Genomic DNA, 23,031 nt, shown 5'->3' on the forward strand with positions numbered 1-23,031 from the left:
CAGTACCGTGAGCAACCAGCTCGAGAAGCCCGAGATCGACTTCCCCGACTTCCCGGTTCCGGCCGACCTCGTCATCGAGGACGTCTGGGTGGGCGACGGCGCCGAGGCCACGGCCGGCAACAAGGTCTCCGTCCACTACGTGGGCGTGGCCTATTCCACCGGTGAGGAGTTCGACGCCTCCTGGGGCCGCGGCGCCCCGCTGCAGTTCATCCTGGGCATCGGCCAGGTCATCCCGGGCTGGGACAAGGGCATCGAGGGCATGAAGGTCGGCGGCCGCCGCAAGCTGGTCATCCCGGCGCACCTCGCGTACGGCGACCGCGGCGCCGGCGGTGCCATCAAGCCGGGCGAGACGCTGATCTTCGTCTGCGACCTGATGGGCGTCTGATCCGACGACCCGTGACCGGTAGAAGGGGCCCCCGCCGTCAGGCGGGGGCCCTCGCTTTTGCCGGGGCCCGCCGGGGCGGTACGGTCAACGGTCACGGAGGTGTGCGCCGTGCGCGCTCGCGCGTGTCGCGCCTGCCGGACGAGTGCTGCAACGTGTAAGCGGAGAAGGGCGGAAGGGCGTCGATGGCGATTGCCAAGGCCGAGCGGCTGATGAATCTGGCGCTGTGTCTGCTGGGGACCCGCCGGCCGCTCAGCAAGCGCGAACTGCGCGGTTCCATCGAGGCGTACATGGAAGCCGGCAACGACGAGTCGTTCAACCGGATGTTCGAGCGCGACAAGGACGACCTGCGCGAACTCGGCCTGGTCATCGAGACGGTGGAGAACCTGGAGGGTGAGACCGGCTACCTCGCCCGCCGCGACAGCAACCGGCTGCCGCCCGTCTCCCTCGATGCCGAAGAGGCCGCCGCCCTCGGGCTCGCGGCCAAGGTCTGGCAGCAGGCCCGCCTCGCCGGAGCCGCCAGCGGCGCCCTGCAGAAGCTGCGCGCCGGCGGGATGCCGGAGGCGGGGGACCCGTACGAGGGCCAGCACAGCGCCATCGAACCGCGCATCCCGGTCCACGAGGCGGCCTTCGAACCGCTGATGCTGGCCTGCCGAGACCGCCGGCCGGTCGTCTTCGACTACCGCAAGTCCACCGCCGCGCGGCCCGAGACCCGGCAGGTGGAGCCGTGGGCGCTGGAGTGCTGGCGCGGCCACTGGTACCTGGCCGGCTACGACCGCGACCGCGGGGCGGAGCGGGTGTTCCGGCTCTCCCGGATCACCGGCAAGGTCAAGTCCCGTGCGGCCAGGTACACCGCCGAGGTCCCGGACGTGGTGACCGTACGGGAGACCGTGGCGAGCTGGGCCGGGGAGAGCGCGGACCGCTCCGCGTTGATCCGGCTGCGGGCCGGGGCCGGGTACCCGCTGCGGGCCAAGGCCACCGCCGTGCGCGAGGGCGGGGACGGCTGGGACGAGCTGGAGATCCCCTACGGGCACGGGCTCGACGCCTGGCTGGTCGAGTTCGGGCCGGACGTGGTGGTCGTGGGCCCCGCCGATCTGCGGGCGGACGTCGTGGACCGGCTGCGCGCCGTGGCCGCGGGCTGAGGCCGCCCGGCGGACCGGACCGGCAGGACCGACCTGCCGGGCCCGGCGCGGCCGCCGCCCGATCCGCCGCACCGATCGCACCACCGCACCGTTCGCAAGACGTGCCCTGAGGGGGAGACGTACCAGCATGGCTGCCAACGCCATCGACCAGACCCGCCGGATGCTGTCCCTGGTGACCTACCTGCGCGAGCGCCCCGGGGCGCACGTCGCGGACGTCGCCCGCGCCTTCGGGATCACCGAGGACGAGCTGATCTCGGACCTCGACGTGCTGCCCATGTGCGGGACCAGCTTCCGCGGCGGGGACCTGCTCGACATCGACACCGACGGGGAGCGCATCTGGTGGCGCAACCCCGACGCCTCGGGGGAGTCCACCGCCGAGCCGCTGCGCCTGGCCGCCGACGAGGCGACCGCGCTGCTGGTCGCCGCCCGCGCCGTGGCCACGCTGCCGGGGCTGCGCGAGAGCGACCGGGACGCCCTGCTGCGGGCCACCGCGAAGCTGGAGGCCGCCGCGGGCGAGGCGGCCGGGGCCAGCTCCCGGCTGTCGGTGACCTTCGAGGCGGAGGGCGGGGTCTTCGCCGACGTCGACCGGGCCATCGCGGAACGCCGGCGGCTGTGGCTGCGCTACTACTCGCCCGCCCGTGACGAGCTGACCGAGCGCAAGGTCGACCCGATCCGCCTCTTCGCGGTGGGCCACACCTACATGGAGGGCTGGTGCCACCTCTCCGAGGCCCGGCGCACCTTCCGCCTCGACCGGGTCGCCGAGATCCGGCTCCTGGACGAGCGGGCCGAGCCGCCCGCCATCGAGCCGCGCGATCTGTCCGAGGGGCTCGTCCAGCCGGCCGCCGAGGACCCGGAGGTCGTGGTCGAGGTCGGACCGGGCGGCCGCTGGGTCGCCGAGTACTACCCGCACGACAGCGCCGAGGAGCTCTCCGACGGCGGCCTGCGGATCACGCTGCGCAGCCCCGACCCGGCCTCGCTGCGCCGGCTCGCGCTGCGGCTGGGCCGCGAGGGCCGGATCGTGGCGCCCGCGGAGCTGGCCGACAGCGCTCGGCAGGCGGCGCGGGAGGCGCTCGCCGGGTACGGGGAACAGGGCTGAAGAACCGGTACGAGCAGGGCTGGGCAAGGGGAAGCGGCGGGGCCGTGCGGTACGGGCCCGGCCGTACGGGAGCCGCGTCGTCCGCGAGCGGACGGCATGAGGGGAGCGCCGAGCGATGTCGCCAATGTCCGGGCCACGGGGTGTGCAGGCGGCCGCGGGGCCGCCGGTCTCCTTCAAAGCGGCCTGTTCCGCCTGCCGGGCCCGCTTCGAGCTGGACGCCGGAGCCCTGCGCCTGGTGATCGGCGGGAGCCGACGGACCACGTTCTACTCGTTCACCTGTCCCGCGTGTGGAGCCTGCGTCCGCAAACCGGCCGGTGAGCGCATCGTGGAACTGCTGACCGGCGGCGGCGTGAGCACCCTGCGCAGCGTCTGAGGCGACCGGTGGCCTAGGCTCGGAGCATGCTGTGGCCGATGCTCGCAATCGCCCTGGGTTTCCTCGGGCTCGCCGTCCTCGCCGTCCTCGCGGTGCGCGTCTTCGTGGAGGTGCGGCGACTGTCCGGCCAGGTCGAGCTGGCCAGCCGACGGATCGCGGACGCCTCGGCGGACCTGGAGCGGGCGGCGAACGACCTGGCACGTACAGGCGGCGCCGTCCGGCCGTGAAAACGGTACAAACCACAAGATCACGTCCCGCAGGTCTCTGGAAAGTGCGGGTCGGGACCCGTACCGTCGGTCCCAGCCGCACGCAAGGCGGGATACCCCGGGGGATTGCCGGGCGTTAACCCCCGGGGGTTACGATCCTTGCCTGAGCGGTCACGGATCACGGTCCGGGGCCGCCGACACCACAACCAGCCGTTTCGGTGAGAAGGAAGTCAGACATGATCGGCAATCTGAAGCCTCTTGAGATCCTCCTGATCATCGCCGTGATCTTCCTGCTGTTCGGTGCCAAGAAGCTCCCCGACATGGCGCGCTCCCTCGGCAAGTCGGCCCGCATCCTCAAGAGCGAGGCCAAGGCCATGAAGGCGGAGAGCGCCGCGGAGGACAACACCACCGCCGCGACCGTCGCCGACCAGACCCCGCAGCAGGCCGCCGCCCCGCGCACCATCAAGGCCGCTCCCGGCGACGTGACCAGCTCGCGTCCGGTCAACGAGCCGAACCACACCACCCAGGGCTGATCGCCCGGCCGCCGGGCTGCCAGCCCGCGGCCCTGATCACGCCGGTCATCTGCAACGAGACAAGGGACGTGGGTTGCTCAAGTCTGCCCGCAAGCAGGAGAAGCAGGACAAGGACGCCGAAGGGCGGATGCCCCTTGTCGAGCACCTGCGTGAGCTGAGAAACCGCCTGTTGAAGTCGGTCCTGGCGATCCTGGTGATCACCATCGTGGCGGCCTTCTACTACAAGGACCTCATCGACTTCATGCTGAAGCCGATGCTGGACTCCGTCGGCTGCACCAACGGGGTGGTCTCGCAGCGCAACGGCCGGCCCTGCGCCGACATGACGGTGAACGGCCTCATCGCCCCGTTCTCGATCGCCCTCAAGGTCTCGCTCACCGCCGGTGTGGTGCTTTCGGCGCCGGTCTGGCTCTACCAGCTCTGGGCCTTCGTCGCCCCGGGCCTGCACAACCACGAGAAGCGCTACGCGATCGGCTTCGTGGCCGTCGGCGCTCCGCTGTTCGCCGCCGGCGGGGTCCTCGCCTACAAGCTGCTGCCGCAAACCGCGACGATCCTCCTCGAGTTCACCCCGGACAACGCGCGCAACCTGCTCCCGGTCGACGACTACCTCGACCTGGTCACGCGCATGGTCATCGTCTTCGGCCTCGCCTTCGAGCTGCCGCTGCTGCTGATCCTCCTCAACTTCACCGGGGTCCTCACCGCGAAGCGGCTGGCGAGCTGGTGGCGGGCCATGGTGCTGGGCATCACGATCTTCGCCGCGTTCGCCACGCCCACCGGTGACCCGCTGACCATGATCTCGCTGGCCGCGCCGATCGTCGCCCTCTACTTCATCGCCCTCGGGATCTGCCTGATCAACGACCGCAGGCGGCGCCGCGGCAACCCCGACGCGCTGCTCGACGACGACGAGGCCTCCGAGCTGGACCTGACGCCCGCGCCGATCGGTGAGATGGAGCCCGTCCAGGCCCCGGCCGCGCTGCCCGAGCAGGCCGACGGCGGCCGCAGGCAGATCAACGGTTACGACGACGCGACCTGACAGGTACATTCCCCGGGTGAGCGCTGAGATCACCCTCCTCGTCAATCCCATCGCGGGACGCGGCCGGGGCGCGCACGCCGCGCAGCCGGCCGCTTCCGCGCTCCGGGCCGCCGGGTTCTCCGTGCGGACGGTCCTCGGCGCCGATGCCGCGGACGCGCTGTCCCGGCTGCGCACCGCCGTCCGGGAGGGCACGGGCGCGGTGATCGCCGTCGGCGGCGACGGCGTGGTCTCGCTGGCCCTGCAGGCCCTGGCCGGGACGCTGGTACCGCTCGGGGTGGTCGCCGTGGGGACCGGGAACGACTTCGCGCGGGCCACGGGGCTGCCCGTGGGGGAGCCCGCGCAGGCGGGGCGGCTGGCCGCAGGGGCGCTCAAGGAGGGCCGGATCCGCGAGATCGACCTCGGGCGGGTGGCGGGGACCGGACGCCGGGGGGAGACCTGGTACGGGACCGTGCTGTGCTCCGGCTTCGATTCACGGGTCAACGACCGCGGCAACCGGATGCGGATCCCGGCGGGCCGGTTCAAGTACGATCTCGCGATCCTCGCGGAGCTGGCCGCCTTCCGGCCGTTCCCGTACCGGATCACCCTCGACGACGGTCCGGTGATCGAGACCGAGGCCGCGCTGGTCGCCGTCGGCAACGGGTCCTCGTACGGCGGCGGCATGCGCATCTGCGCGGACGCCGTCCCGGACGACGGGCTCTTCGACGTCACGGTGGTCGGGGACTGCAGCCGGACCACCTTGCTGAAGGTCTTTCCGCAGGTCTACAAGGGGAAGCACCTGAGCCACCCGAAGGTGACCGTCCACCGGGCCGCGAAGATCACCCTGGAGGCCGCCGGGATCACCGCGTACGCCGACGGCGAGCCGCTCGGACCGCTGCCGGTGACCGCCCACTGCGTACCCGGGGCCCTGCGGCTGCTGGCGTAGCGCCGCCGCCGCGGCGGCCCGCGCGGTCCGTATAAATGATCGCGACTGTTGTCAGGGGCGGCGGGTAGGCTCGAAGACAAGATGACCGAAGAACTCTCACCGGCGGAGCGGTACGCCGCTGCCCGGATCCGCGCCGCCGAAGAGGCCTCCGCCCTGGCCCCCTTCCGCGAGATGTACGAATTCGACCTGGACGCGTACCAGGTCGAAGCCTGCAAGGCACTGGAGGCCGGCAAGGGCGTCCTCGTCGCAGCCCCGACCGGCTCGGGCAAGACGATCGTCGGCGAGTTCGCCGTGCACCTCGCCCTCGGCCAGGGGCGCAAGTGCTTCTACACGACGCCCATCAAGGCGCTGTCGAACCAGAAGTACGCCGACCTCGTCAAGCGCTACGGCGCCGACAAGGTGGGCCTGCTGACCGGTGACAACAGCGTCAACTCCGAGGCGCCCGTGGTCGTGATGACCACCGAGGTGCTCCGCAACATGCTGTACGCCGGCTCGCAGTCGCTGCGCGGCCTCGGCTACGTGGTGATGGACGAGGTGCACTACCTCTCCGACCGGTTCCGCGGAGCCGTCTGGGAGGAAGTGATCATCCACCTCCCCGAGTCGGTCACGCTGGTGTCCCTGTCGGCCACCGTGTCCAACGCCGAGGAGTTCGGCGACTGGCTGGACACCGTGCGCGGCGACACCGAGGTGATCGTCTCCGAGGAGCGGCCCGTCCCGCTGTGGCAGCACGTCATGGCCGGCCGCAAGATCTACGACCTCTTCGAGGAGGAGTCCGACCACGGCGGCCGCGGCTCCGCGCGCCGCGAGGTCAACCCCGACCTGCTGCGCATGGCGCGCGAGGAGAACACCCGTACGTACAGTCCGAAGGACCGGCGGCGCGGCAAGATGGTCCGCGAGGCCGACCGCGAGCGCGAGCGGCGCTCCCGCGGCCGGATCTGGACGCCGAGCCGGCCCGAGGTCATCGCCCGCCTCGACGGCGACGGGCTGCTGCCCGCCATCAACTTCATCTTCAGCCGGGCCGGCTGCGAGGCCGCCGTCCAGCAGTGCCTGTTCGCGGGCCTGCGGCTCAACGACGACACGGCCCGGCTGCGGGTCCGCGAGATCGTCGAGGAGCGGACCGCCTCCATCCCCACCGAGGACCTGCACGTCCTCGGGTACTACGAGTGGCTCGAAGGCCTGGAGCGGGGCATCGCCGCGCACCACGCCGGCATGCTGCCGACCTTCAAGGAGGTCGTGGAGGAGCTCTTCGTCCGCGGCCTGGTCAAGGCCGTCTTCGCCACCGAGACCCTGGCGCTGGGCATCAACATGCCCGCGCGCACGGTGATCCTGGAGAAGCTGGTCAAGTGGAACGGCGAGCAGCACGCCGACATCACCCCCGGCGAGTACACGCAGCTCACCGGCCGGGCCGGGCGGCGCGGCATCGACGTCGAGGGCCACGCCGTGGTGCTGTGGCAGCGGGGGATGGACCCGGCGGGGCTCGCCGGGCTCGCGGGCACCCGTACGTATCCGCTGCGCTCCAGCTTCAAGCCCTCGTACAACATGGCCGTGAACCTGGTCAGCCAGTTCGGGCGGCACCGCTCGCGCGAGCTGCTGGAGACCTCGTTCGCGCAGTTCCAGGCCGACCGCTCGGTCGTCGGGATCTCCCGGCAGGTGCAGCGCAACGAGGAGGGCCTGGAGGGCTACCGGGAGGGCATGACCTGCCACCTCGGGAACTTCGAGGAGTACGCGCAGCTGCGCCGCGACCTGAAGGACCGCGAGACGGACCTGGCCAAGCAGGGCGCGGCCCAGCGCCGGGTGCAGGCGGCCGGTTCGCTGGAGAAGCTCAAGCCGGGCGACATCATCCACGTGCCGACCGGCAAGTTCGCCGGGCTCGCGCTGGTGCTGGACCCGGGCGTGCCGGCCGGCCGGGTCAACGGGCACCGGGGGTACGAGTACGCCGAGGGGCCGCGGCCGCTGGTGCTGACCGCGGAGCGGCAGGTCAAGCGGCTCGCCGCGATCGACTTCCCGGTCCCGGTCGAGGCGATCGAGCGGATGCGGATCCCCAAGACCTTCAACGCGCGCTCGCCGCAGTCGCGTCGGGACCTGGCGTCCCAACTGCGGGCCAAGGCCGGGCACATCGCGCCGGAGCGGCGCGGGCGCGGCCGGGCCGCGGCCGCCGACGACCGCGAGATCACGCGGCTGCGCGCCGCGCTGCGGGCGCACCCCTGCCACGGGTGCGACGAGCGCGAGGACCACGCCCGCTGGGCGGAGCGCTACCACCGCCTGCGCCGGGACACCCAGCAGCTGGAGCGGCGCATCGAGGGCCGTACGAACACGATCGCCCGCACCTTCGACCGCATCCACGCGCTGCTCACCGAGCTGGACTACCTGCGCGAGGACGAGGTCACCGTGCACGGCAAGCGGCTCGCCCGGCTGTACGGGGAGCTCGACCTGCTGGCCTCGGAGTGCCTGCGCGAGGGCGTCTGGGAGGGGCTGTCCCCGGCGGAACTGGCGGCCTGTGTCTCGGCGTTGGTGTTCGAGGCGCGGCAGTCCGACGACGCGGTGGCGCCGAAGGTGCCGGGCGGCGCGGCGAAGGCGGCGCTGGGCGAGATGGTCCGCATCTGGGGCCGGCTCGACGCGCTGGAGGAGGAGCACCGCATCAACCAGGCGGAGGGCGTGGGTCAGCGCGAGCCGGACCTGGGCTTCGCGTGGGCGGCGTACCAGTGGGCCTCCGACAAGAGCCTGGACGAGGTGCTGCGGGAGGCGGAGATGCCGGCCGGCGACTTCGTCCGCTGGTGCAAGCAGGTCATCGACGTGCTGGGGCAGATCGCGGCCGCGGCCCCCTCGGCGTCGGGTGACAGCGGGAGCACGGTGGCCCGCAATGCCCGCAAGGCCGTCGACGCCTTGCTGCGCGGCGTGGTGGCCTACAGCTCGGTCGGCTAGGCGGCTAGGCGGCCTGGAAGTCCTCGGGGCTGTCGGGACCTCGCCAGGCGGCGAGGTCCTGCCAGGCCCGCAGGCTCAGGCCGCTCTCGAAGCGGTGCGGGGTGCCGGTGATCGGGTCGGTGAACGCCACCGTACGGGCCAGGAGTTGGAGCGGTCTGCGGTAGTCGTCCGGAGCCGGGTCGGTGACCTGCGGGTACACCGGGTCGCCGAGGATCGGCAGGCCGAGTCCGTTCATGTGCACCCGCAGCTGGTGGGTGCGCCCGGTGTGCGGGGTCAGCCGGTAGCGGCCCAGCTCCCCCTTGGTGTCGATGAGCTCGACCAGGCTCTCGGCGTTCGGCTCCGCGCCGGGGACCTCGGTCGCCGCCATCACCCCGCGGGTCTTCTCGATGTGGCTGCGGACCGTGCGGGGGAGGGCGACCGCCGGATCGTGGCGCGCGAGCGCCTCGTACCGCTTGAGGACCCGCCGCTCCTGGAAGAGCAGCTGGTACGCGCCGCGGTCCTCGGGGCGGATGCTGAACATCACCAGTCCGGCCGTCAGCCGGTCCAGCCGGTGCGCCGGGCTGAGCTCGGGCAGGTCGAGCTCGGTGCGCAGCCGGGCCAGGGCGGTCTGCGTGACGTGGCTGCCGCGCGGGGTGGTCGCCAGGAAGTGCGGCTTGTCCACGACCAGCAGGTGCGCGTCCCGGTGGACGACGGAGATCGGGAACGGCACCACGGGCTCCGGCTCCATGTCCCGGTGGAACCAGAGGTAGGCGCCCGGCTCGTACGGGTCCTGCGGGCTCAGGGGCCGCCCGCCGGGGCCGAAGACGCGCCCGGCGCGCAGCAGGTGCGCGATGGACTGCGCGCCGCGGGTGCCGGCGTACCGCTCGGCGAGGTAGCCGCCGAGGTCGGGCCAGCGCCCGTCGGGGTCGGCGGGCAGCCGCAGCCGGACCGGGTCGATGCCGGCGACCTGGGGGAGGGGCGAGGGGGGTGCCTGGGCTCTGCGTCTCATCGGGTCCAGGCTATGCCGCTACTGCTTGGTGAAGGTGCCCAGGTGGGTGGCGTCCAGGTACTCGACGCGGACCGTGCCGTCCTTGAAGACCACCCCGGTGCGGCCGACGGCGTTCTCGCCGGCGGTCACGTAGCTGAAGGTGTCCCCGTCGTAGTGGGTGAGAGGGAAGCGCATCGGCTTCGGGCCGAGGGAGAGGGTGAGGCCGCCGCCGGGATCCGCCGTCACGGTCAGTTTTCCGTAGTACGGGCTGACGTAGGTCCCGGTGTACGCGCTGTCGGCGCGGGCCGGCTTCGCCCCCGCGGGCGGGTGCGCGTAGTCGGTGGCGGAGGGGCCGGGGCCGAGCTGCTGGGCGTACAGCTCGGCGAAGAGGGGCAGCCAGTCGGTGGTCGGCGCGCCGTGCTCGGCGGTGTCGAAGAAGTCCATCGCGATGGCGTCGGCCATGCCGACCGGGGCGCCGTTGGTGAGGACGACGATGCCGAGCTTCTCCAGGGGCAGCATGGTGACGTTGGTGTTGGCGCCGAGTTCGAAGGCGCCGGAGTGGCTCAGGCGCAGCCGGCCCGCGTCGTCGTACGAGACGTTCCAGCCGAGCCCGTAGAAGCCGGTGTGGTCCAGGGGCGGGGTCGGCGCCTGCGACACGATGTGCGGCAGGCGCGTGGCCGCCAGGGTGTCGGCGGGAACGATCCGCTTCCCGTCGAGGGTGCCGCCGGCCAGCTGGAGGCGCAGCCAGCGGGCCATGTCGGTGGCGGTGGAGCTCACGCCGCCGGCCGGTGCCTGGGCGTCGGGGTCGCGCACGTAGCGGGGCGACCAGGTGCCGTTCGGGTTCTTGACGTGGGTGGCGGCGTGGTCGGGGGCGTTGACGAAGGCCGAGAACTCGGTGCTGGTGTGCGTCATCCCGGCGGGCTTGAACAGGGTGTCCTGGCTGAGCTTCTCCCAGGTCGTGCCCTTCTGCCGGGCGACGGCCTCGGCGGCCGCGGTGAGGCCGAAGTTGGTGTAGGCGTAGCTCGCGCGGAACGGGGAGAGGGGTTCCAGGCGCAGGTGGTCGAGGATGTACGCCTGGTCGTAGCCGAGGTCTTCGAGGAGGTCCCCGGCGTGGTCGGGGAGGCCGCTGCGGTGCGAGAACAGGTCGGCGGTGGTGACGTGGTCGGTGACCCAGGGGTCCTTCAGCGCGAACCCGGGGAGTTCGGTGCGGCGGTCCCAGTCGGCGGCGTTCTTGAGGGTGCCGGCCACCACCGTGGAGGAGATCGGCTTGGAGAGGGAGGCGATCTGGAAGACGGTGTCGGGGCCGATGGCGCCGGGTGCGTCGGTGCGCCGGACGCCGAAGCCCTTGAGGTAGACGACCTCGTCGTCGTGGACGACGGCGACGGCGACCCCGGGGACCCCGGTGCTGCGCATGGCGTCGGTGACGAAGCCGGGCAGGCGCGCGAGCGCCTTGTCCACTTCCGCGTCGGTGATCTGCGGCTCGGGCGCGGGCGGCGGGCTGGGCGCGGCGGCGGCGCCGGTCGCGGCCGTCGCGGCGAACACGACGGCGGCTCCGGCCGCAACGAGCATGCGGAGCGTGCGCATGGGGACATTGTCACGCCGAACGGGTGACCTCGCCCCGCGAGGCGGGGCGGCCCCGGTGCGGTCAGGCCGCGGACTCCTGCTCGGCGATGACCCGGGCGTTCCAGTCGCGCTTGATCGCCCGCCAGCCCTCGTCCGTCTCGCCCTGGCGCCAGTAGCCGGAGATCGACAGGCGCTCCTTGGGGACGCCGCGCTCCAGGCGCAGGTGGCTGCGGAGGTCCTTCACGAAGCCGGCTTCGCCGTGCACGAAGGCGTGGACGTCGCGGGAGGGGAACTCCAGGGCCTTGACCGCCTCGACGAGGCGCTGGCCGACCGGGCCGGAGCCTCGGTGCAGCCAGACCGGGACGATGCCGTCGGGGGTGGCGATCTTCTGCTCGTCGTCCGGGCCCTCGACCTCGACGAACGCGTGCACCCGCGCGCCCGCCGGCATCCGCTCCATCGCGGCCGCGATGGCCGGCAGGGCGCTCTCGTCGCCCACCAGCAGGTGCCAGTCGGCCGTCGTGTCCGGGGCGTACGCGCCGCCCGGGCCGAGGAAGCGGACGAGTTCACCCGGCTGGACGCGGGCCGCCCAGGGACCGGCCAGTCCCTCGTCGCCGTGGACGACGAAGTCGAGCGTCAGCTCCAGGTGCCCCGGATCCCACGAACGGACCGTGTACGCCCGCTGGCGCGGCCAGGCGTCCCGCGCGTACTCGGCGCGGATGCGGTCCAGGTCCCACGGCGAGGGGTAGGTGACGCCTTCGGGGGCGAACAGCAGCTTGATGTAATGGTCCGTGAACTCGCCCGCACTGAACCGGACCAGTCCGGCGCCGCCCAGCACCACGCGCACCATGTGCGGCGTCAGCCGCTCTGTGCGCACGACGACTGCGGTGCCGATCTTGCGGGCGCGTCCTTCTGCCACGGCGTCTCCCCTTGCTCCCCTGAAACTTAGGATTACCTAAGTTAGCACCTCAAGGGCGCAGCGCGCTGCCCAGGCGGGACACGGCTCCGCCCAGACCCCACCGGCGCGCCAGCGCGTCGACGAGTTCCGGCTGCGCGGGAACCGCGGGCAGAGCCGGGTCGAACTCCGGAAGAGGGACGTCCGCGGCCACCCGGACCACCTTCGGAGCCACCGCCAGGTACGGCCGGGATTCGTCCAGCCGCTTGCGCTGCGTGGGCGTCAGCTTCGACTTCGGGTCCTCGATCGCCGCGATGATCCCGGCCAGCGAGCCGTACGCGTCCAGCAGCTTCGCCGCCGTCTTCTCGCCGATCCCCGGGACCCCCGGCAGCCCGTCGCTCGGGTCCCCGCGCAGCAGCGCCAGGTCCGCGTACCCCGCACCGTCCACCCCGTACTTCTCGCGCAGCCACGCCTCGTCCGTCACCTGGAGGGTGCCGACCCCCTTCAGCGGGTACAGCACGCGCCGCTGCCGGGCGTCGTCCACCAGCTGGTACAGGTCCCGGTCGCCGGTGACGATGTCCACCGGGCCCGTGGCGCGCGCCGTGAGCGTGCCGATCACGTCGTCGGCCTCGTACCCGGCGACCCCCACCCGGGCGATCCCGAACGCGTCCAGCGCCGCCTCGATGATCGGGACCTGCGGGGACAGGGTGTCGGGGGTCTCCTCCACGTCCGGACCGCTCTCGGTCTCCTCGGCGACCCGGTGCGCCTTGTACGAGGGGATCAGCTCCACCCGCCAGTGGGGCCGCCAGTCGGCGTCCATGCAGGCCACCAGATCGTCGGGGCGGTGGTCCTGGACGAGCCGCCCGATGAAGTCGAGCAGCCCGCGCACCGCGTTGACCGGAGTGCCGTCGGGGGCCTTCACGGAATCCGGCACGCCGAAGTACGCGCGGTAGTAGAGGGAGGCGGTGTCCAGCAGCATCAGGCGTCGAGTCGTCGTCACGGTGACGATGATGCCGCAACCCGCACGTGCTCCCGCAGCCGACGGTTACGCCCGGGGGCACGGAAAGTGGCCGTGAGTGCGCTCGAAAATGGCACGGGAGTTTCACCCGGGGCGTACCCTTGTCGGCTCTTGCACGCGAAACCGGTGGCGGTTGCTGCGTAAGGTGCTTACAGCACACCGATGTGAGACGGACGCCGACGTACGCCGACGGACCAGACAAGGGGAGGGCAGCCCCGCCATGGACGACAGGGACGGCTCGGACGACAAGGAACGGGACAAGGACGCCAAGGAACCGCTCCGGGTGGGCGTGGCCGTGCGCAAGCGGCGCCGGGCACTGCACCTGACCCTCGCCGCCGTATCGGCGCGCAGCGGCCTGTCGGTGCCCTTCCTCAGCCAGATAGAGAACGAGCGGGCCCGGCCCAGCATGCGGTCCCTGGAACGGGTCGCGGACGCGCTGGAGACCACGGCCGTCGAGCTGCTGGCCGCCTCGGACACCGCGCGCACGGTGGACCTCGTACGGGCCGGGGACGACTCCGGGCTCACGCCGGTCCCGGGTGTGCGCCCCCTCGTACGCGGACACCACCAGCTGCACGCGCTGGAGTTCACCGGGGACCAGGACGCCGGCCGCGAGTACCAGCACCGCAACGACGAGTTGATGTACGTGGTCTCGGGCGCCTGCCAGGTGGAGGCCGAGGGGCGGGCGTACCGGCTGGAGAGCGGGGACGCGCTGTTCCTGTCCGGCGGCGTACGGCACCGCTGGCGGGCCGTCTCCGAGGACACCCGGCTCCTGGTCGTGGCGGTCGGCGAGCACATCCACGCGACCTCCGAGCCCCCCTCGCCCGGGCGGTGAGCCGCAGCCGGACGCGGGTCGTCTCGCTCGTGCCCTCGCTGACCGAGGCGGTGGCGGTCAGCGCCCCCGGGCTGCTCGTCGGGGTCACCGACTGGTGCACGCACCCCGCGGACCTCGAAGGGCGGGGCGCGGTGCGCATCGGGGGTACGAAGAACCCGGACGTGGAGCGGATCACGGCGCTGCGCCCGGACCTGGTGATCGCCAACGAGGAGGAGAACCGGGCCCCGGACCTGGCGGCGCTGCGCGGGGCCGGGGTCGAGGTGCTGGTCACCGAGGTACGGGAGCTGCCGCAGGCGCTGACGGAGCTGTCCCGGGTGCTGGTGGGGGCCCTGGGGCTGGCGCGGCCGCAGTGGCTGGACGAGGCCGAGGCGGCCTGGACGCGGGTGGAGCCGGCCGGCCCGCTGCGCGCCTTCGTACCGGTGTGGCGGCGCCCCTGGATGGTGCTCGGCCGGGACACGTTCGCGGGCGATCTGCTCGCCCGGCTGGGCGTGGACAACGTCTACGCCGGGAACGCCGAGCGGTATCCGCGGGTGCCGGTGGAGGAGCTGGCCGCCGCCGACTGCGATCTGGTGGTGCTCCCCGACGAGCCGTACCGCTTCACGCGCGAGGACGGCCCGGAGGCCTTCCCGGACCGTCCCTCCGCCCTGGTCAGCGGCCGCCACCTCACCTGGTACGGGCCCTCGCTGGCCGAGGCCCCGGCCGTACTGGCGGCGGCGCTGCGGGCCGCCCGCTGACGGCGGTGCGTCAGCGGGGCAGCAGCGTGCCGGCGAACAGGCCCCGCAGCGTGTGGGCCGCGGCCAGCAGCCAGGCGGTCAGCAGGGCCAGGAACAGGGCGGCCGCGAGCCAGGCGAAGGCGGTCAGGCCCGTGTGGCGGGCCAGGCCCGCGGCGCCGGTGACGCAGGTGCCGACGGGGAAGGTCAGCGCCCACCAGGTCATCGCGAATCCCATGCCGCCCCGGGCGGCCCGCACCAGCATCGCGGCCGCCAGGGCCAGCCACAGCAGGGCGAAGCCCATCACGGGCACCCCGTAGACCACCGCGAAGGCGCCGAGCGCTCCGGCGTAGGGGGCGCCGATCGCCTCGGGGGCCACGTCGGCGAGCTGGTTGACGGCGGTGGCGGACTGGCCGAGGGGGCCCAGGACCAGGAACAGGGTGGGGGTCAGCAGCAGGGGCAGGGGGCCCCCCACGATGAGCCGGCCGAAGACCAGGGGCAGCATCAGCAGGGTCGCCAGCAGGCTGATGCCGAACATGGCGTAGCAGGCCAGCAGCAGCGCCTCGCGGGGCTGGCCGGCGGGCAGGTGGGGTATCAGCAGGGGGCCCAGGGCGGCGGAGACCATCGGGGCGACCAGGGGCAGCAGCCACACGGGGGTGGCCTGGGCCGCCTCGACCTTGTGCCGGACCACCATCAGGTAGGGCACCACCACGGCCATGAGCAGGCCGATCGCGGTTCCGGCGGTGAAGAGCACGGCGTCGACGGCGACGGCGGCGGGCGCGCCGATGAGGTCCTTGCCGACGATCAGGGTGCCACCGCCGACGGCCAGCAGGGCCATCGCGAGACACCCGTAGAAGGGGGCCACCGCGGGGTCGAGGAGGTGGGCGCGGGCCTGGTCGCGATGGTGGAGCCAGTGGCCGGCGCGGGCGGTGAGCAGCAGGGCGAGGGCCGCCGCGGACAGGGCCCAGACGATCTGGCAGGCCACGCGCTGGCCGGGCACCTGGTACGGCAGGGTCGCGCCGGCGTTGGCGACGATCGCCGTGCCCATGACGGACGCGTACCAGTTGGGGCCGAGGTGGCGGAGCGCCGCGAAGGCCTTGTGGGCCTCGGGGTTCCGGGAGGTGTGGGCGCGGGGTCGCGCGAGGGTGGTGGCCATGGATCCAGCCTCGCGGCGGAGCCGGGCGGACGGCAGAGTCCATCTCTCTATAAGGCCATAAACTGACTTTATGGGTAACGGAGAGTGGGTTCCGCTGGCGCACCGGGTACCGGACCTGGGGGCGCTGGAGCTGCTGCTCGCGGTCGCCCGGATCGGCAGCCTGAGCGGCGCCGCCAAGCGCATGGGGATCACCCAGCCCGCTGCGAGCAGCCGGATCCGGGCCATGGAGACGCGGCTGGGCGTGGCGCTGGTGGACCGCTCGCCGCGGGGGTCGACCCTGACGGCCGAGGGGGCGCTCGTCACCGACTGGGCGCGGCGCGTGGTGGAGGCGGCCGAGGCCTTCGACGCCGGGGCACAGGCGCTGCGCGGGCGGCGGGACTCGCGGCTGCGGGTGGCCGCCAGCATGACCATCGCGGAGTACCTGCTGCCGGGGTGGCTGATCGCGCTGCGCGGGCAGCGGCCGGGGACGGCGGTGTCCCTGCACGCGGGGAACTCGGCCGTGGTCGCGGAGCGGGTGCTGGCCCATGAGGCGGACCTGGGGTTCGTGGAGGGGCTGTCAGTGCCGGAGGGCCTGGACTCGGCGGTCATCGCGCAGGACCGGCTGGTGGTGGCGGTGGCTCCGGGGCACGCGTGGGCGCGGCGCACAAAGGGGGTGGCGGCGGCGGAGCTGGCGGCGACCCCGCTCATCCTGCGGGAGTGGGGATCGGGGACCCGGCAGGTGCTGGACGCCGCGCTGGCGCAGAGCGGCGGGCTCGCGGCCCCGCTGCTGGAGCTGGCGTCGACGACGGCGGTGAAGGCGGCGGCGCTGAGCGGTGCGGGGCCGTGCGTGCTGTCGGAGCTGGCGCTGGGGGAGGAGCTGGCGGCGCGGCGCCTCGTCGAGGTCCCGGTGACGGGGGCCGCCCTGGGGCGGGCCCTGCGGGCGGTGTGGCCGGTGGGGAACAGGCCGGCGGGCCCGGCCCGCGACCTGCTGTCGCTGACCCGGGCCCGCCCTTGATCGCCGCCCCTGGGCGGGGGCGGTCAGGGCGGCGGCGCCGTCATTCGGCGATCTCGGTGCGCTCCCACCACTGGAAGACCTCCAGCGGGCCCTGCGGGCCGTCCTGCCGCCGCTGCGTGGCACGGAAGTGCTCGTAACCCCCGCGGTGCCTGATCTTCACGTCCTCGCCGGAGGGTGGGGCGTCGACGACCCGCTCGGTGAGGTCGGCCGGTCCGCCCTCCAGCACTGCCTTGTTCGTCATACCCCCAGTCTTGCGAGCGGGCGCACGGCGCGCACGTCGGCGCCGTCAGCCGTCAGGCCGGGACCGCCGCGGTGCGGGAGGCCGCTTCGACCAGCGCGGACATCACGCGGGTGTCCTTGTCGCGTTCCGGGTGCCACTGGACGCCGAGGACCCAGCGCCCCGGGTCGCCGAGCTCGATGGCCTCCACCGTTCCGTCGACCGCGTGCGCCGAGGCGATCAGGCCCTCGCCCAGCCGCTCGACGGCCTGGTGGTGGTAGGTGGGCACCTCGGCCTCCTCCGGGACCAGCGCCGCGTACCGGCTGCCCTCGACCGGACGGACCGGGTGCCAGGACATGACGCCCGGGGCCGCCACGTGGCCGTCGATGTGCTGGATCAGCGTGCCGCCCAGGGCCACGTTCAGCGCCTGCATGCCCCGGCAGATGCCCAGCACCGGCAGGCCCGCCGCCAGGGCCGCCTCGATCAGGGCCAGTTCCCACTCGTCCCGCTTGGTCGCGGGGGCGCCCGTACGGGGGTCCCGGTCGGCCCCGTAGCGGACCGGGTCCACATCGGGGCCGCCCGCGACGACCAGGCCGTCCAGCCGGCTCAGCACCTCCGCCGCCGAACCGGGTTCGTCCGGCGGGAGCAGCACGGCCGCGCCGCCCGCCGCCTGGACGAGCTCGTAGTACCCGGTGGGCACGAGGGACGTGGGGACGTCCCACACCGCGTAGCGGGTGGATTCCTCCACGTAGGTCGTGATGCCGATGAGCGGCCTGGGCACGGTTTCTACCTCCAAGGGGTCGAAGAACGGCGGTCAGTCGCGGGTGAGTTCGGCCTCGGCCTCGGCCAGCGCCGCGAACTCCTCCTCCGGCGCGGAGGCCACGAGGTGGTGCCGACTGTAGAACGCGAAGTAGGCGAGGGCGACCGCGTACACACCGAGGGCGATGAACGCCGCGTCCTTGTCCACGAGGAAGGTGGCGACGAGCGCCGACAGGGCCAGGACGAAGGCCACCGAGGAGGTGGCGATGCCTCCGGGCGTGCGGTACGGGCGCTCCAGGCCCGGCTCCCGCCTGCGGAGCACGATGTGGGACAGGGCCATCAGGGCGTACGAGATGGTCGCTCCGAACACCGCGATGTTGAGCATGCGCGGGCCGTTCCCGGTGGCCGCGGCGAGGGCGAAGCCGATCGCGCCGGGGATGAGCAGGCCGAGGTACGGGGCCTTGCGCTTCGAGGTGAGGGAGAGGAAGCGCGGCAGGTATCCGGCCCGGGAGAGGGCGAAGAGCTGGCGGGAGCCGGCGTAGATGAGGGAGAAGAAGGAGGCCACGAGGCCCGCGAGACCGGCGTAGTTGACGAAGGTCTTCAGCCAGGAGAGGCCGGAGTCGCCTTCGAGTGCGACGACCAGCGGGTTCCCGGCGTCCTTGATGGCGTCGGCGCCGCGCGCACCGGTCGAGGCCAGGAAGGTGAGCAGCGCGAGCAGGACCAGGATGCCCATGGAGATCGACAGGGCCCGGGGCATGGAGCGCACCGGGTCCTTGGCCTCCTCGGCCGCCAGCGGTACCCCCTCGACGCCGAGGAAGAACCACATTCCGAAGGGGAAGGCGGCCCAGATGCCGAGCACGCCCAGCGGCAGCCAGGAGCTCGATCCGGCGGCGGTGGTGTCCACGGCGATGTCGTCGAGGTTCGAGGGGTCGAACTCGGTGAAGGCGCCCAGCGCGAAGACGATCAGGGCGAGGACGGCGATCGCCGTGACGACGAGGGAGAAGCGCAGGGCCTCGCCGACGCCCCACAGGTGGATGCCGATGAAGACCGCGAAGCAGGCGAGGTAGACCGGCCAGCCGGAGGTGAGGCCGAAGAGGTTCAGGGATTCGACGTAGTCGCCGATGAAGATGGAGATCGCGGCCGGGGCCAGGATGTACTCGATGAGGATCGCGGTGCCGGTGAGGAAGCCGCCCCAGGTGCCGAGCGCCCGGCGGGCGAAGCCGTAGCCGCCGCCCGCCGTGGGCAGGATCGCGGAGAGTTCCGCGAGGGAGAAGACGAGGCAGGCGTACATCGCGCCCATGAGGACGGTGGCGATGGCGAGCCCGCCGAAGCCGCCCTGGGCGAGGCCGACGTTCCAGCCGGAGAAGTCGCCGGAGACGACGTACGCGACGCCGAGGCCGGTCAGCAGCAGCCAGCCGGCGCTGCCGCGGCGCAGCGTACGGCGTTCCAGGTAGGTGTCCGCGCCCTCGGGGGAGGTGGTGGGTTCGGGTACGGCTGCGAGCCGTGCCTCGGTGTCGTCGGCCATGTGCGCTCCTGCCTAGGGCAATGGTTGTGGGGCGTACCTTTGCCGTAGGGGAGTGGAGTGCGCAAGACCCCTGCGTTAAACAGGGGTTACGAAAAGTTCACGAGCCGCTCCCGCCGCCCCCGTTTCCGGCCCGATCGACGGGACACCCCCTAGGCGAGGAACCCGCGCAGCAGGGCGGCCGTTCCGCAGCAGTGTTCGCGCATCACCTCGCGCGCCGCGTCGGGGTGGCGCTCCAGCACCGCCTCCACGAGCGCGCTGTGCTGCTGCTGGGAGTGCTCCAGGTTGCGCACCAGCAGCGGGATGCAGTCCAGCAGGTCGTTCACGGTGGCCCGGACGGCGGCGTACTGGGCCGTGAGGCTGGCCGATCCGGCCAGCTCGCACAGGGTGAGGTGGAACAGGGTGTCCTGGCGGCGGTAGTCGGTCAGCGGCGCGTCATGGGTGGCGGACAGCGCGCCGAGCAGACGCTCGGAACCCTCCTCGGTCAGCCCCTGGGAGGCGCACAGTCCGGCCGCGCCCACCTCCAGGACCTCGCGGAACCGCAGCACGTCCTCGATGTCCACGCCCACCACGCGCCGGCGCAGCTCGTCCTCGGTGCCGCCGGCCGGGGTGTCGGGGCGGGGGAGCACGAACGTTCCTCCGTACCGCCCGCGCCGCGCCTCCACCAGGCCCTGGTCCTGGAGCACCTTCAGCACCTCGCGCAGGGTGACCCGGCTGATCCCCATCCGCTCCGCCAGCTCCCGTTCGGGCGGCAGCCGTTCGCCGCCCGGCACCAGACCCAGCCGGACCACCTGGAGGATCTGCTCCAGGGCCTCCTCGAAACCGTTGCCCGCCCGCACCTGCCGCAGTACCGGATTCAGCCGCGCGATCGCGCCGCCTTCGCTCGCCGTGTCGGTCATCTCGGCTCCTCCCCTTCCCAAGCAATGGTTCTATTCAATACCTTAGGGCTTCTCGGCTCACCGAAGGAGAGATTCCAGTGGTAGACCGCAAGCCGCCGCTCGCGCCCGAGGAGCTCCGCGCTCTCGTGGCGAGCGGCGAGATCGACACCGTGGTCCTGGCCTTCCCCGACATGCAGGGGCGGCTCCAGGGCAAGCGGTTCGCCGCACAGTTCTTCCTCGACGAGGTCCTCGACCACGGCACCGAGGGATGCAACTACCTCCTCGCCGTCGACACGGACATGAACACCGTCGACGGATACGAGATGTCCTCCTGGGACCGGGGCTACGGCGACTTCGCCATGCACCCCGACCTCGCGACCCTGCGCCGGATCCCCTGGAACCCCGGCAGCGCCTTCCTCCTGGCCGACCTCGCCTGGAACGACGGCTCGCCCGTGGTCGCCGCGCCCCGGCAGATCCTGCGCCGCCAGCTCGAGCGCCTCGCCGGGCACGGGTACACGGCCATGGTCGGCACCGAGCTGGAGTTCATGGTCTTCCAGGACACCTACGAGCAGGCCTGGAACTCGGGCTACCGCGGGCTGACGCCCGCCAACCAGTACAACATCGACTACTCGGTCCTCGGGACCGGCCGCATCGAGCCCCTGCTGCGCCGGATCCGCAACGAGATGCAGGCCGCGGGCCTGGTCGTCGAGTCCGCGAAGGGCGAGTGCAACCTCGGCCAGCACGAGATCGCCTTCCGCTACGACGAGGCGCTGACCACCTGCGACCAGCACGCCGTCTACAAGACGGGCGCCAAGGAGATCGCCTCCCAGGAGGGCGTCTCGCTCACCTTCATGGCCAAGTTCGACGAGCGCGAGGGCAACTCCTGCCATATCCACCTCTCGCTGGGCGATGCCGACGGGCACAACGCGATGGCCGGCGACGGTCCGGGCGGAATGTCACCGGTGATGCGACACTTCCTGGCCGGCCAGCTGGCCGCGCTGCGCGACTTCTCCCTTCTCTACGCCCCGAACATCAACTCGTACAAGCGTTTCCGGCCGGGATCCTTCGCGCCGACCGCCGTCGCCTGGGGCGTGGACAACCGGACCTGTGCGCTCCGCGTCGTCGGCCACGGCCGCTCCATGCGCTTCGAGAACCGCCTCCCGGGCGGGGACGTGAACCCGTACCTCGCCGTCGCCGGCCTGGTCGCGGCCGGGCTCTACGGGATCGAGAACCGCCTCGAACTGCCCGAGGCCTGCGCGGGCAACGCCTACACGGCCGACTTCGCGCACGTCCCCACCACCCTGCGCGAGGCCGCGGAGCTCTGGGAGAACAGCGAGATCGCCAAGGCGGCCTTCGGGCCCGAAGTGGTCGCCCACTACCGCAACATGGCCCGCGTGGAACTGGACGCGTACGACTCCGCCGTCACCGACTGGGAACTGCGCCGCTCCTTCGAACGCCTGTAGCCACCACCCGTAGCCACCCTCACCGAACATCTGAGAGGCACCACGTGTCCGATGCGCTGGCCCCCTTCGCTCTGGAAGTGTTGAATCCGGCCACCGAGGAAATCGTCGCCACCGTCCCGGCCGCCACACGGGACGATGTCGACGCCGCCGTCGCCCGGGCCGCCGCGGCCCAGCGCGGCTGGGCGGCCGCCGCCGGCCCAGCGCGGCTGGGCGGCCGCCGCCCCCGCCGACCGGGCCCGGCTGCTGCGCCGCTTCGCCGCGGTCGTCGACGGGCACATCGAGGAGCTGGCCCAGCTGGAGGTCCGCGAGGCCGGACACACCATCGGCAACGCCCGCTGGGAAGCCGGCAACGTCCGCGACCTGCTGGAATTCGCCGCCGGGGGAGTGGAACGGCTCTCCGGCCGGCAGATCCCCGTCGCCGGCGGCATCGACGTCACCTTCCTCGAACCCCTCGGCGTCATCGGCGTGATCGCCCCGTGGAACTTCCCCATGCCGATCGCCGCCTGGGGCATCGCCCCGGCCCTGGCGGCCGGCAACGCCGTCCTCCTCAAGCCCGCCGAGACCACCCCGCTCACCGCGCTGCGCCTCGCCGAACTCGCCCTCGAAGCCGGGATCCCCGAGCACCTCTTCCAGGTGCTCCCCGGCCACGGGACCGTGGCCGGCGACGCGCTCGTAGAGCACCCGGGCGTCGCGAAGATCGTTTTCACCGGATCCACCCCGGTCGGCAAGCAGATCATGGCCAAGTGCGCCGACCGGGTGAAGCGGGTCACCCTCGAACTCGGCGGCAAGAGCCCCAACATCGTCTTCGCCGACGCGGACCTGGAGGCGGCCGCCGCGGCGGCGCCGATGGCCTTCCTCGACAACACCGGCCAGGACTGCTGCGCCCGGACGCGGATCCTCGTCCAGCGCTCCGCGTACGACCGGTTCCTGGAGCTGCTCGCCCCCGGCATCGAGGGCGTCGTGGTCGGCGACCCCGCCGACGAGAAGACCCAGATGGGACCGCTGATCTCCCGCGCGCAGCTGGACCGCGTACGGTCGTACGTCACCGACGACCTCACCGCGATCCGCGGCACCGCCCCCGACGGCCCCGGCTTCTGGTACCCGCCGACCCTCGTCACGGACGTCGCCCCCACCGCGCCCGTGGCGGCGGCGGAAGTATTCGGCCCCGTCGCCGTCGTCCTGCCCTTCGAGGACGAGGAGGACGCCGTACGCCTGGCCAACGCGACGGAGTACGGGCTCTCCGGCTCCCTCTGGACCCGTGACATCGGCCGCGCGCTGCGCGTCTCGCGCGCCGTCGCCGCGGGCAACCTGTCCGTCAACTCCCACAGCAGCGTCCGCTACTGGACCCCCTTCGGCGGCTACAAGCAGTCCGGACTCGGCCGCGAGCTCGGACCCGACGCCCTCACCGCATTCACCGAGACCAAGAACGTCTTCATCAGCACGGAGGCCTGAGC

At 72.7% G+C, this 23,031-nt stretch carries 22 protein-coding genes and 1 pseudogene; 14 read left to right on the plus strand and 9 right to left on the minus strand.

The genetic code is table 11. The annotated features are described in order from the left end of the window. Positions 1–7: 7 nt before the first annotated feature. The 9 genes from K7B10_RS31010 (at position 8) to K7B10_RS31050 (ending at position 8,606) form a co-directional block, all read left to right on the plus strand. Positions 8–385: an FKBP-type peptidyl-prolyl cis-trans isomerase gene (locus K7B10_RS31010; RefSeq protein WP_229341172.1), complete on the plus strand. Its 378-nt coding sequence runs from the start codon at positions 8–10 to the stop codon at positions 383–385. Positions 386–567: 182 nt separating this feature from the next. Then, positions 568–1,524 (plus strand): helix-turn-helix transcriptional regulator, encoded by a 957-nt coding sequence (locus tag K7B10_RS31015; protein WP_229341180.1) that lies wholly within the window; start codon positions 568–570, stop codon positions 1,522–1,524. A 127-nt stretch (positions 1,525–1,651) separates the two neighbouring features. Next, the gene (locus tag K7B10_RS31020) at positions 1,652–2,620 is read left to right on the plus strand and encodes a helix-turn-helix transcriptional regulator (RefSeq protein ID WP_030860247.1); all 969 of its coding nucleotides are present in this window, start codon (positions 1,652–1,654) and stop codon (positions 2,618–2,620) included. A gap of 124 nt (positions 2,621–2,744) precedes the next feature. Next, the gene (locus K7B10_RS31025) at positions 2,745–2,993 is read left to right on the plus strand and encodes a hypothetical protein (RefSeq protein WP_229341182.1); all 249 of its coding nucleotides are present in this window, start codon (positions 2,745–2,747) and stop codon (positions 2,991–2,993) included. Between the two features lie 26 nt (positions 2,994–3,019). Then, entirely contained in the window at positions 3,020–3,220 is a 201-nt protein-coding gene (locus K7B10_RS31030; RefSeq protein ID WP_229341184.1) for a hypothetical protein, read from the plus strand. A 215-nt stretch (positions 3,221–3,435) separates the two neighbouring features. Continuing rightward, positions 3,436–3,732, plus strand: coding sequence for a Sec-independent protein translocase subunit TatA (tatA, locus tag K7B10_RS31035; RefSeq protein ID WP_229341186.1), 297 nt, complete (start codon positions 3,436–3,438; stop codon positions 3,730–3,732). Positions 3,733–3,805: 73 nt separating this feature from the next. Further along, the gene (tatC, locus tag K7B10_RS31040) at positions 3,806–4,762 is read left to right on the plus strand and encodes a twin-arginine translocase subunit TatC (RefSeq protein ID WP_229341193.1); all 957 of its coding nucleotides are present in this window, start codon (positions 3,806–3,808) and stop codon (positions 4,760–4,762) included. Between the two features lie 16 nt (positions 4,763–4,778). Beyond that, entirely contained in the window at positions 4,779–5,684 is a 906-nt protein-coding gene (locus tag K7B10_RS31045) for a diacylglycerol kinase (RefSeq protein ID WP_229341195.1), read from the plus strand. A gap of 81 nt (positions 5,685–5,765) precedes the next feature. Further along, positions 5,766–8,606, plus strand: a complete 2,841-nt coding sequence (locus tag K7B10_RS31050) for a DEAD/DEAH box helicase (RefSeq protein WP_229341203.1) — start codon at positions 5,766–5,768, stop codon at positions 8,604–8,606. Positions 8,607–8,610: 4 nt separating this feature from the next. Here K7B10_RS31050 and K7B10_RS31055 read toward each other — a convergent pair whose 3' ends face one another. From K7B10_RS31055 to K7B10_RS31070, 4 genes are all read right to left on the minus strand, one after another. After that, the gene (locus K7B10_RS31055) at positions 8,611–9,594 is read right to left on the minus strand and encodes an RluA family pseudouridine synthase (RefSeq protein ID WP_229341205.1); all 984 of its coding nucleotides are present in this window, start codon (positions 9,592–9,594) and stop codon (positions 8,611–8,613) included. An 18-nt stretch (positions 9,595–9,612) separates the two neighbouring features. Further along, entirely contained in the window at positions 9,613–11,157 is a 1,545-nt protein-coding gene (locus K7B10_RS31060) for a serine hydrolase (protein ID WP_229341207.1), read from the minus strand. Between the two features lie 61 nt (positions 11,158–11,218). Further along, positions 11,219–12,052: a siderophore-interacting protein gene (locus tag K7B10_RS31065; protein WP_229341209.1), complete on the minus strand. Its 834-nt coding sequence runs from the start codon at positions 12,050–12,052 to the stop codon at positions 11,219–11,221. A gap of 49 nt (positions 12,053–12,101) precedes the next feature. Beyond that, positions 12,102–13,007 (minus strand): 5'-3' exonuclease, encoded by a 906-nt coding sequence (locus tag K7B10_RS31070; RefSeq protein ID WP_229345549.1) that lies wholly within the window; start codon positions 13,005–13,007, stop codon positions 12,102–12,104. A gap of 259 nt (positions 13,008–13,266) precedes the next feature. Here K7B10_RS31070 and K7B10_RS31075 point away from each other — a divergent pair, with 259 nt between their 5' ends. Both K7B10_RS31075 and K7B10_RS31080 read left to right on the plus strand, forming a co-directional pair. Further along, positions 13,267–13,878: a helix-turn-helix domain-containing protein gene (locus K7B10_RS31075; RefSeq protein ID WP_229341211.1), complete on the plus strand. Its 612-nt coding sequence runs from the start codon at positions 13,267–13,269 to the stop codon at positions 13,876–13,878. Further along, a complete protein-coding gene (locus tag K7B10_RS31080; protein ID WP_229341213.1) occupies positions 13,875–14,612 on the plus strand; it encodes a helical backbone metal receptor in 738 nt (245 codons plus the stop codon). Before K7B10_RS31075 ends, K7B10_RS31080 begins: the two co-directional genes overlap by 4 nt. A gap of 10 nt (positions 14,613–14,622) precedes the next feature. Here K7B10_RS31080 and K7B10_RS31085 read toward each other — a convergent pair whose 3' ends face one another. Continuing rightward, positions 14,623–15,744 (minus strand): TDT family transporter, encoded by a 1,122-nt coding sequence (locus K7B10_RS31085; RefSeq protein WP_372481491.1) that lies wholly within the window; start codon positions 15,742–15,744, stop codon positions 14,623–14,625. A gap of 70 nt (positions 15,745–15,814) precedes the next feature. Between K7B10_RS31085 and K7B10_RS31090 the strand changes: the two genes are divergently transcribed. Then, on the plus strand, positions 15,815–16,738 hold the full coding sequence (locus tag K7B10_RS31090) for a LysR family transcriptional regulator (RefSeq protein ID WP_229341215.1): 924 nt from the start codon (positions 15,815–15,817) through the stop codon (positions 16,736–16,738). A 40-nt stretch (positions 16,739–16,778) separates the two neighbouring features. On the opposite strand, the gene K7B10_RS31095 is transcribed toward K7B10_RS31090, so the two are convergent. The 4 genes from K7B10_RS31095 to K7B10_RS31110 all read right to left on the minus strand — a co-directional run bounded on the left by K7B10_RS31095 (position 16,779) and on the right by K7B10_RS31110 (position 20,135). After that, positions 16,779–16,979 carry a DUF5988 family protein gene (locus K7B10_RS31095; RefSeq protein ID WP_229341217.1) on the minus strand — a complete coding sequence of 67 codons (201 nt, stop codon included), beginning with the start codon at positions 16,977–16,979 and terminating at the stop codon, positions 16,779–16,781. A 52-nt stretch (positions 16,980–17,031) separates the two neighbouring features. Continuing rightward, complete coding sequence (locus K7B10_RS31100) at positions 17,032–17,736, minus strand: gamma-glutamyl-gamma-aminobutyrate hydrolase family protein (protein ID WP_229341219.1); 705 nt, start codon at positions 17,734–17,736, stop codon at positions 17,032–17,034. Positions 17,737–17,769: 33 nt separating this feature from the next. Further along, positions 17,770–19,239 (minus strand): ethanolamine permease, encoded by a 1,470-nt coding sequence (gene eat / locus K7B10_RS31105; protein WP_229341221.1) that lies wholly within the window; start codon positions 19,237–19,239, stop codon positions 17,770–17,772. 149 nt (positions 19,240–19,388) lie between these two features. After that, positions 19,389–20,135: a FadR/GntR family transcriptional regulator gene (locus K7B10_RS31110; protein WP_229341229.1), complete on the minus strand. Its 747-nt coding sequence runs from the start codon at positions 20,133–20,135 to the stop codon at positions 19,389–19,391. 77 nt (positions 20,136–20,212) lie between these two features. Here K7B10_RS31110 and K7B10_RS31115 point away from each other — a divergent pair, with 77 nt between their 5' ends. After that, on the plus strand, positions 20,213–21,577 hold the full coding sequence (locus tag K7B10_RS31115; RefSeq protein ID WP_229341231.1) for a glutamine synthetase family protein: 1,365 nt from the start codon (positions 20,213–20,215) through the stop codon (positions 21,575–21,577). Positions 21,578–21,633: 56 nt separating this feature from the next. Continuing rightward, positions 21,634–23,029: pseudogene (locus tag K7B10_RS31120) on the plus strand (aldehyde dehydrogenase family protein). The last annotated feature ends 2 nt before the right edge of the window (positions 23,030–23,031 follow it).

The sequence above is a fragment of the Streptomyces flavotricini genome (assembly GCF_020639365.1).
Classification (GTDB): domain Bacteria; phylum Actinomycetota; class Actinomycetes; order Streptomycetales; family Streptomycetaceae; genus Streptomyces; species Streptomyces flavotricini.

Coding starts and splice junctions, on each gene's coding strand:
- K7B10_RS31015 (WP_229341180.1), top strand. CDS start 568: ATGGCGATTGCCAAGGCCGAGCGGCTGATGAATCTGGCGCTGTGTCTG.
- K7B10_RS31020 (WP_030860247.1), top strand. CDS start 1,652: ATGGCTGCCAACGCCATCGACCAGACCCGCCGGATGCTGTCCCTGGTG.
- K7B10_RS31025 (WP_229341182.1), top strand. CDS start 2,745: ATGTCCGGGCCACGGGGTGTGCAGGCGGCCGCGGGGCCGCCGGTCTCC.
- K7B10_RS31030 (WP_229341184.1), top strand. CDS start 3,020: ATGCTGTGGCCGATGCTCGCAATCGCCCTGGGTTTCCTCGGGCTCGCC.
- tatA (WP_229341186.1), top strand. CDS start 3,436: ATGATCGGCAATCTGAAGCCTCTTGAGATCCTCCTGATCATCGCCGTG.
- K7B10_RS31050 (WP_229341203.1), top strand. CDS start 5,766: ATGACCGAAGAACTCTCACCGGCGGAGCGGTACGCCGCTGCCCGGATC.
- K7B10_RS31055 (WP_229341205.1), bottom strand. CDS start 9,594: ATGAGACGCAGAGCCCAGGCACCCCCCTCGCCCCTCCCCCAGGTCGCC.
- K7B10_RS31060 (WP_229341207.1), bottom strand. CDS start 11,157: ATGCGCACGCTCCGCATGCTCGTTGCGGCCGGAGCCGCCGTCGTGTTC.
- K7B10_RS31070 (WP_229345549.1), bottom strand. CDS start 13,007: ATGCTGCTGGACACCGCCTCCCTCTACTACCGCGCGTACTTCGGCGTG.
- K7B10_RS31075 (WP_229341211.1), top strand. CDS start 13,267: ATGGACGACAGGGACGGCTCGGACGACAAGGAACGGGACAAGGACGCC.
- K7B10_RS31085 (WP_372481491.1), bottom strand. CDS start 15,744: ATGGCCACCACCCTCGCGCGACCCCGCGCCCACACCTCCCGGAACCCC.
- K7B10_RS31090 (WP_229341215.1), top strand. CDS start 15,815: ATGGGTAACGGAGAGTGGGTTCCGCTGGCGCACCGGGTACCGGACCTG.
- K7B10_RS31095 (WP_229341217.1), bottom strand. CDS start 16,979: ATGACGAACAAGGCAGTGCTGGAGGGCGGACCGGCCGACCTCACCGAG.
- eat (WP_229341221.1), bottom strand. CDS start 19,239: ATGGCCGACGACACCGAGGCACGGCTCGCAGCCGTACCCGAACCCACC.
- K7B10_RS31110 (WP_229341229.1), bottom strand. CDS start 20,135: ATGACCGACACGGCGAGCGAAGGCGGCGCGATCGCGCGGCTGAATCCG.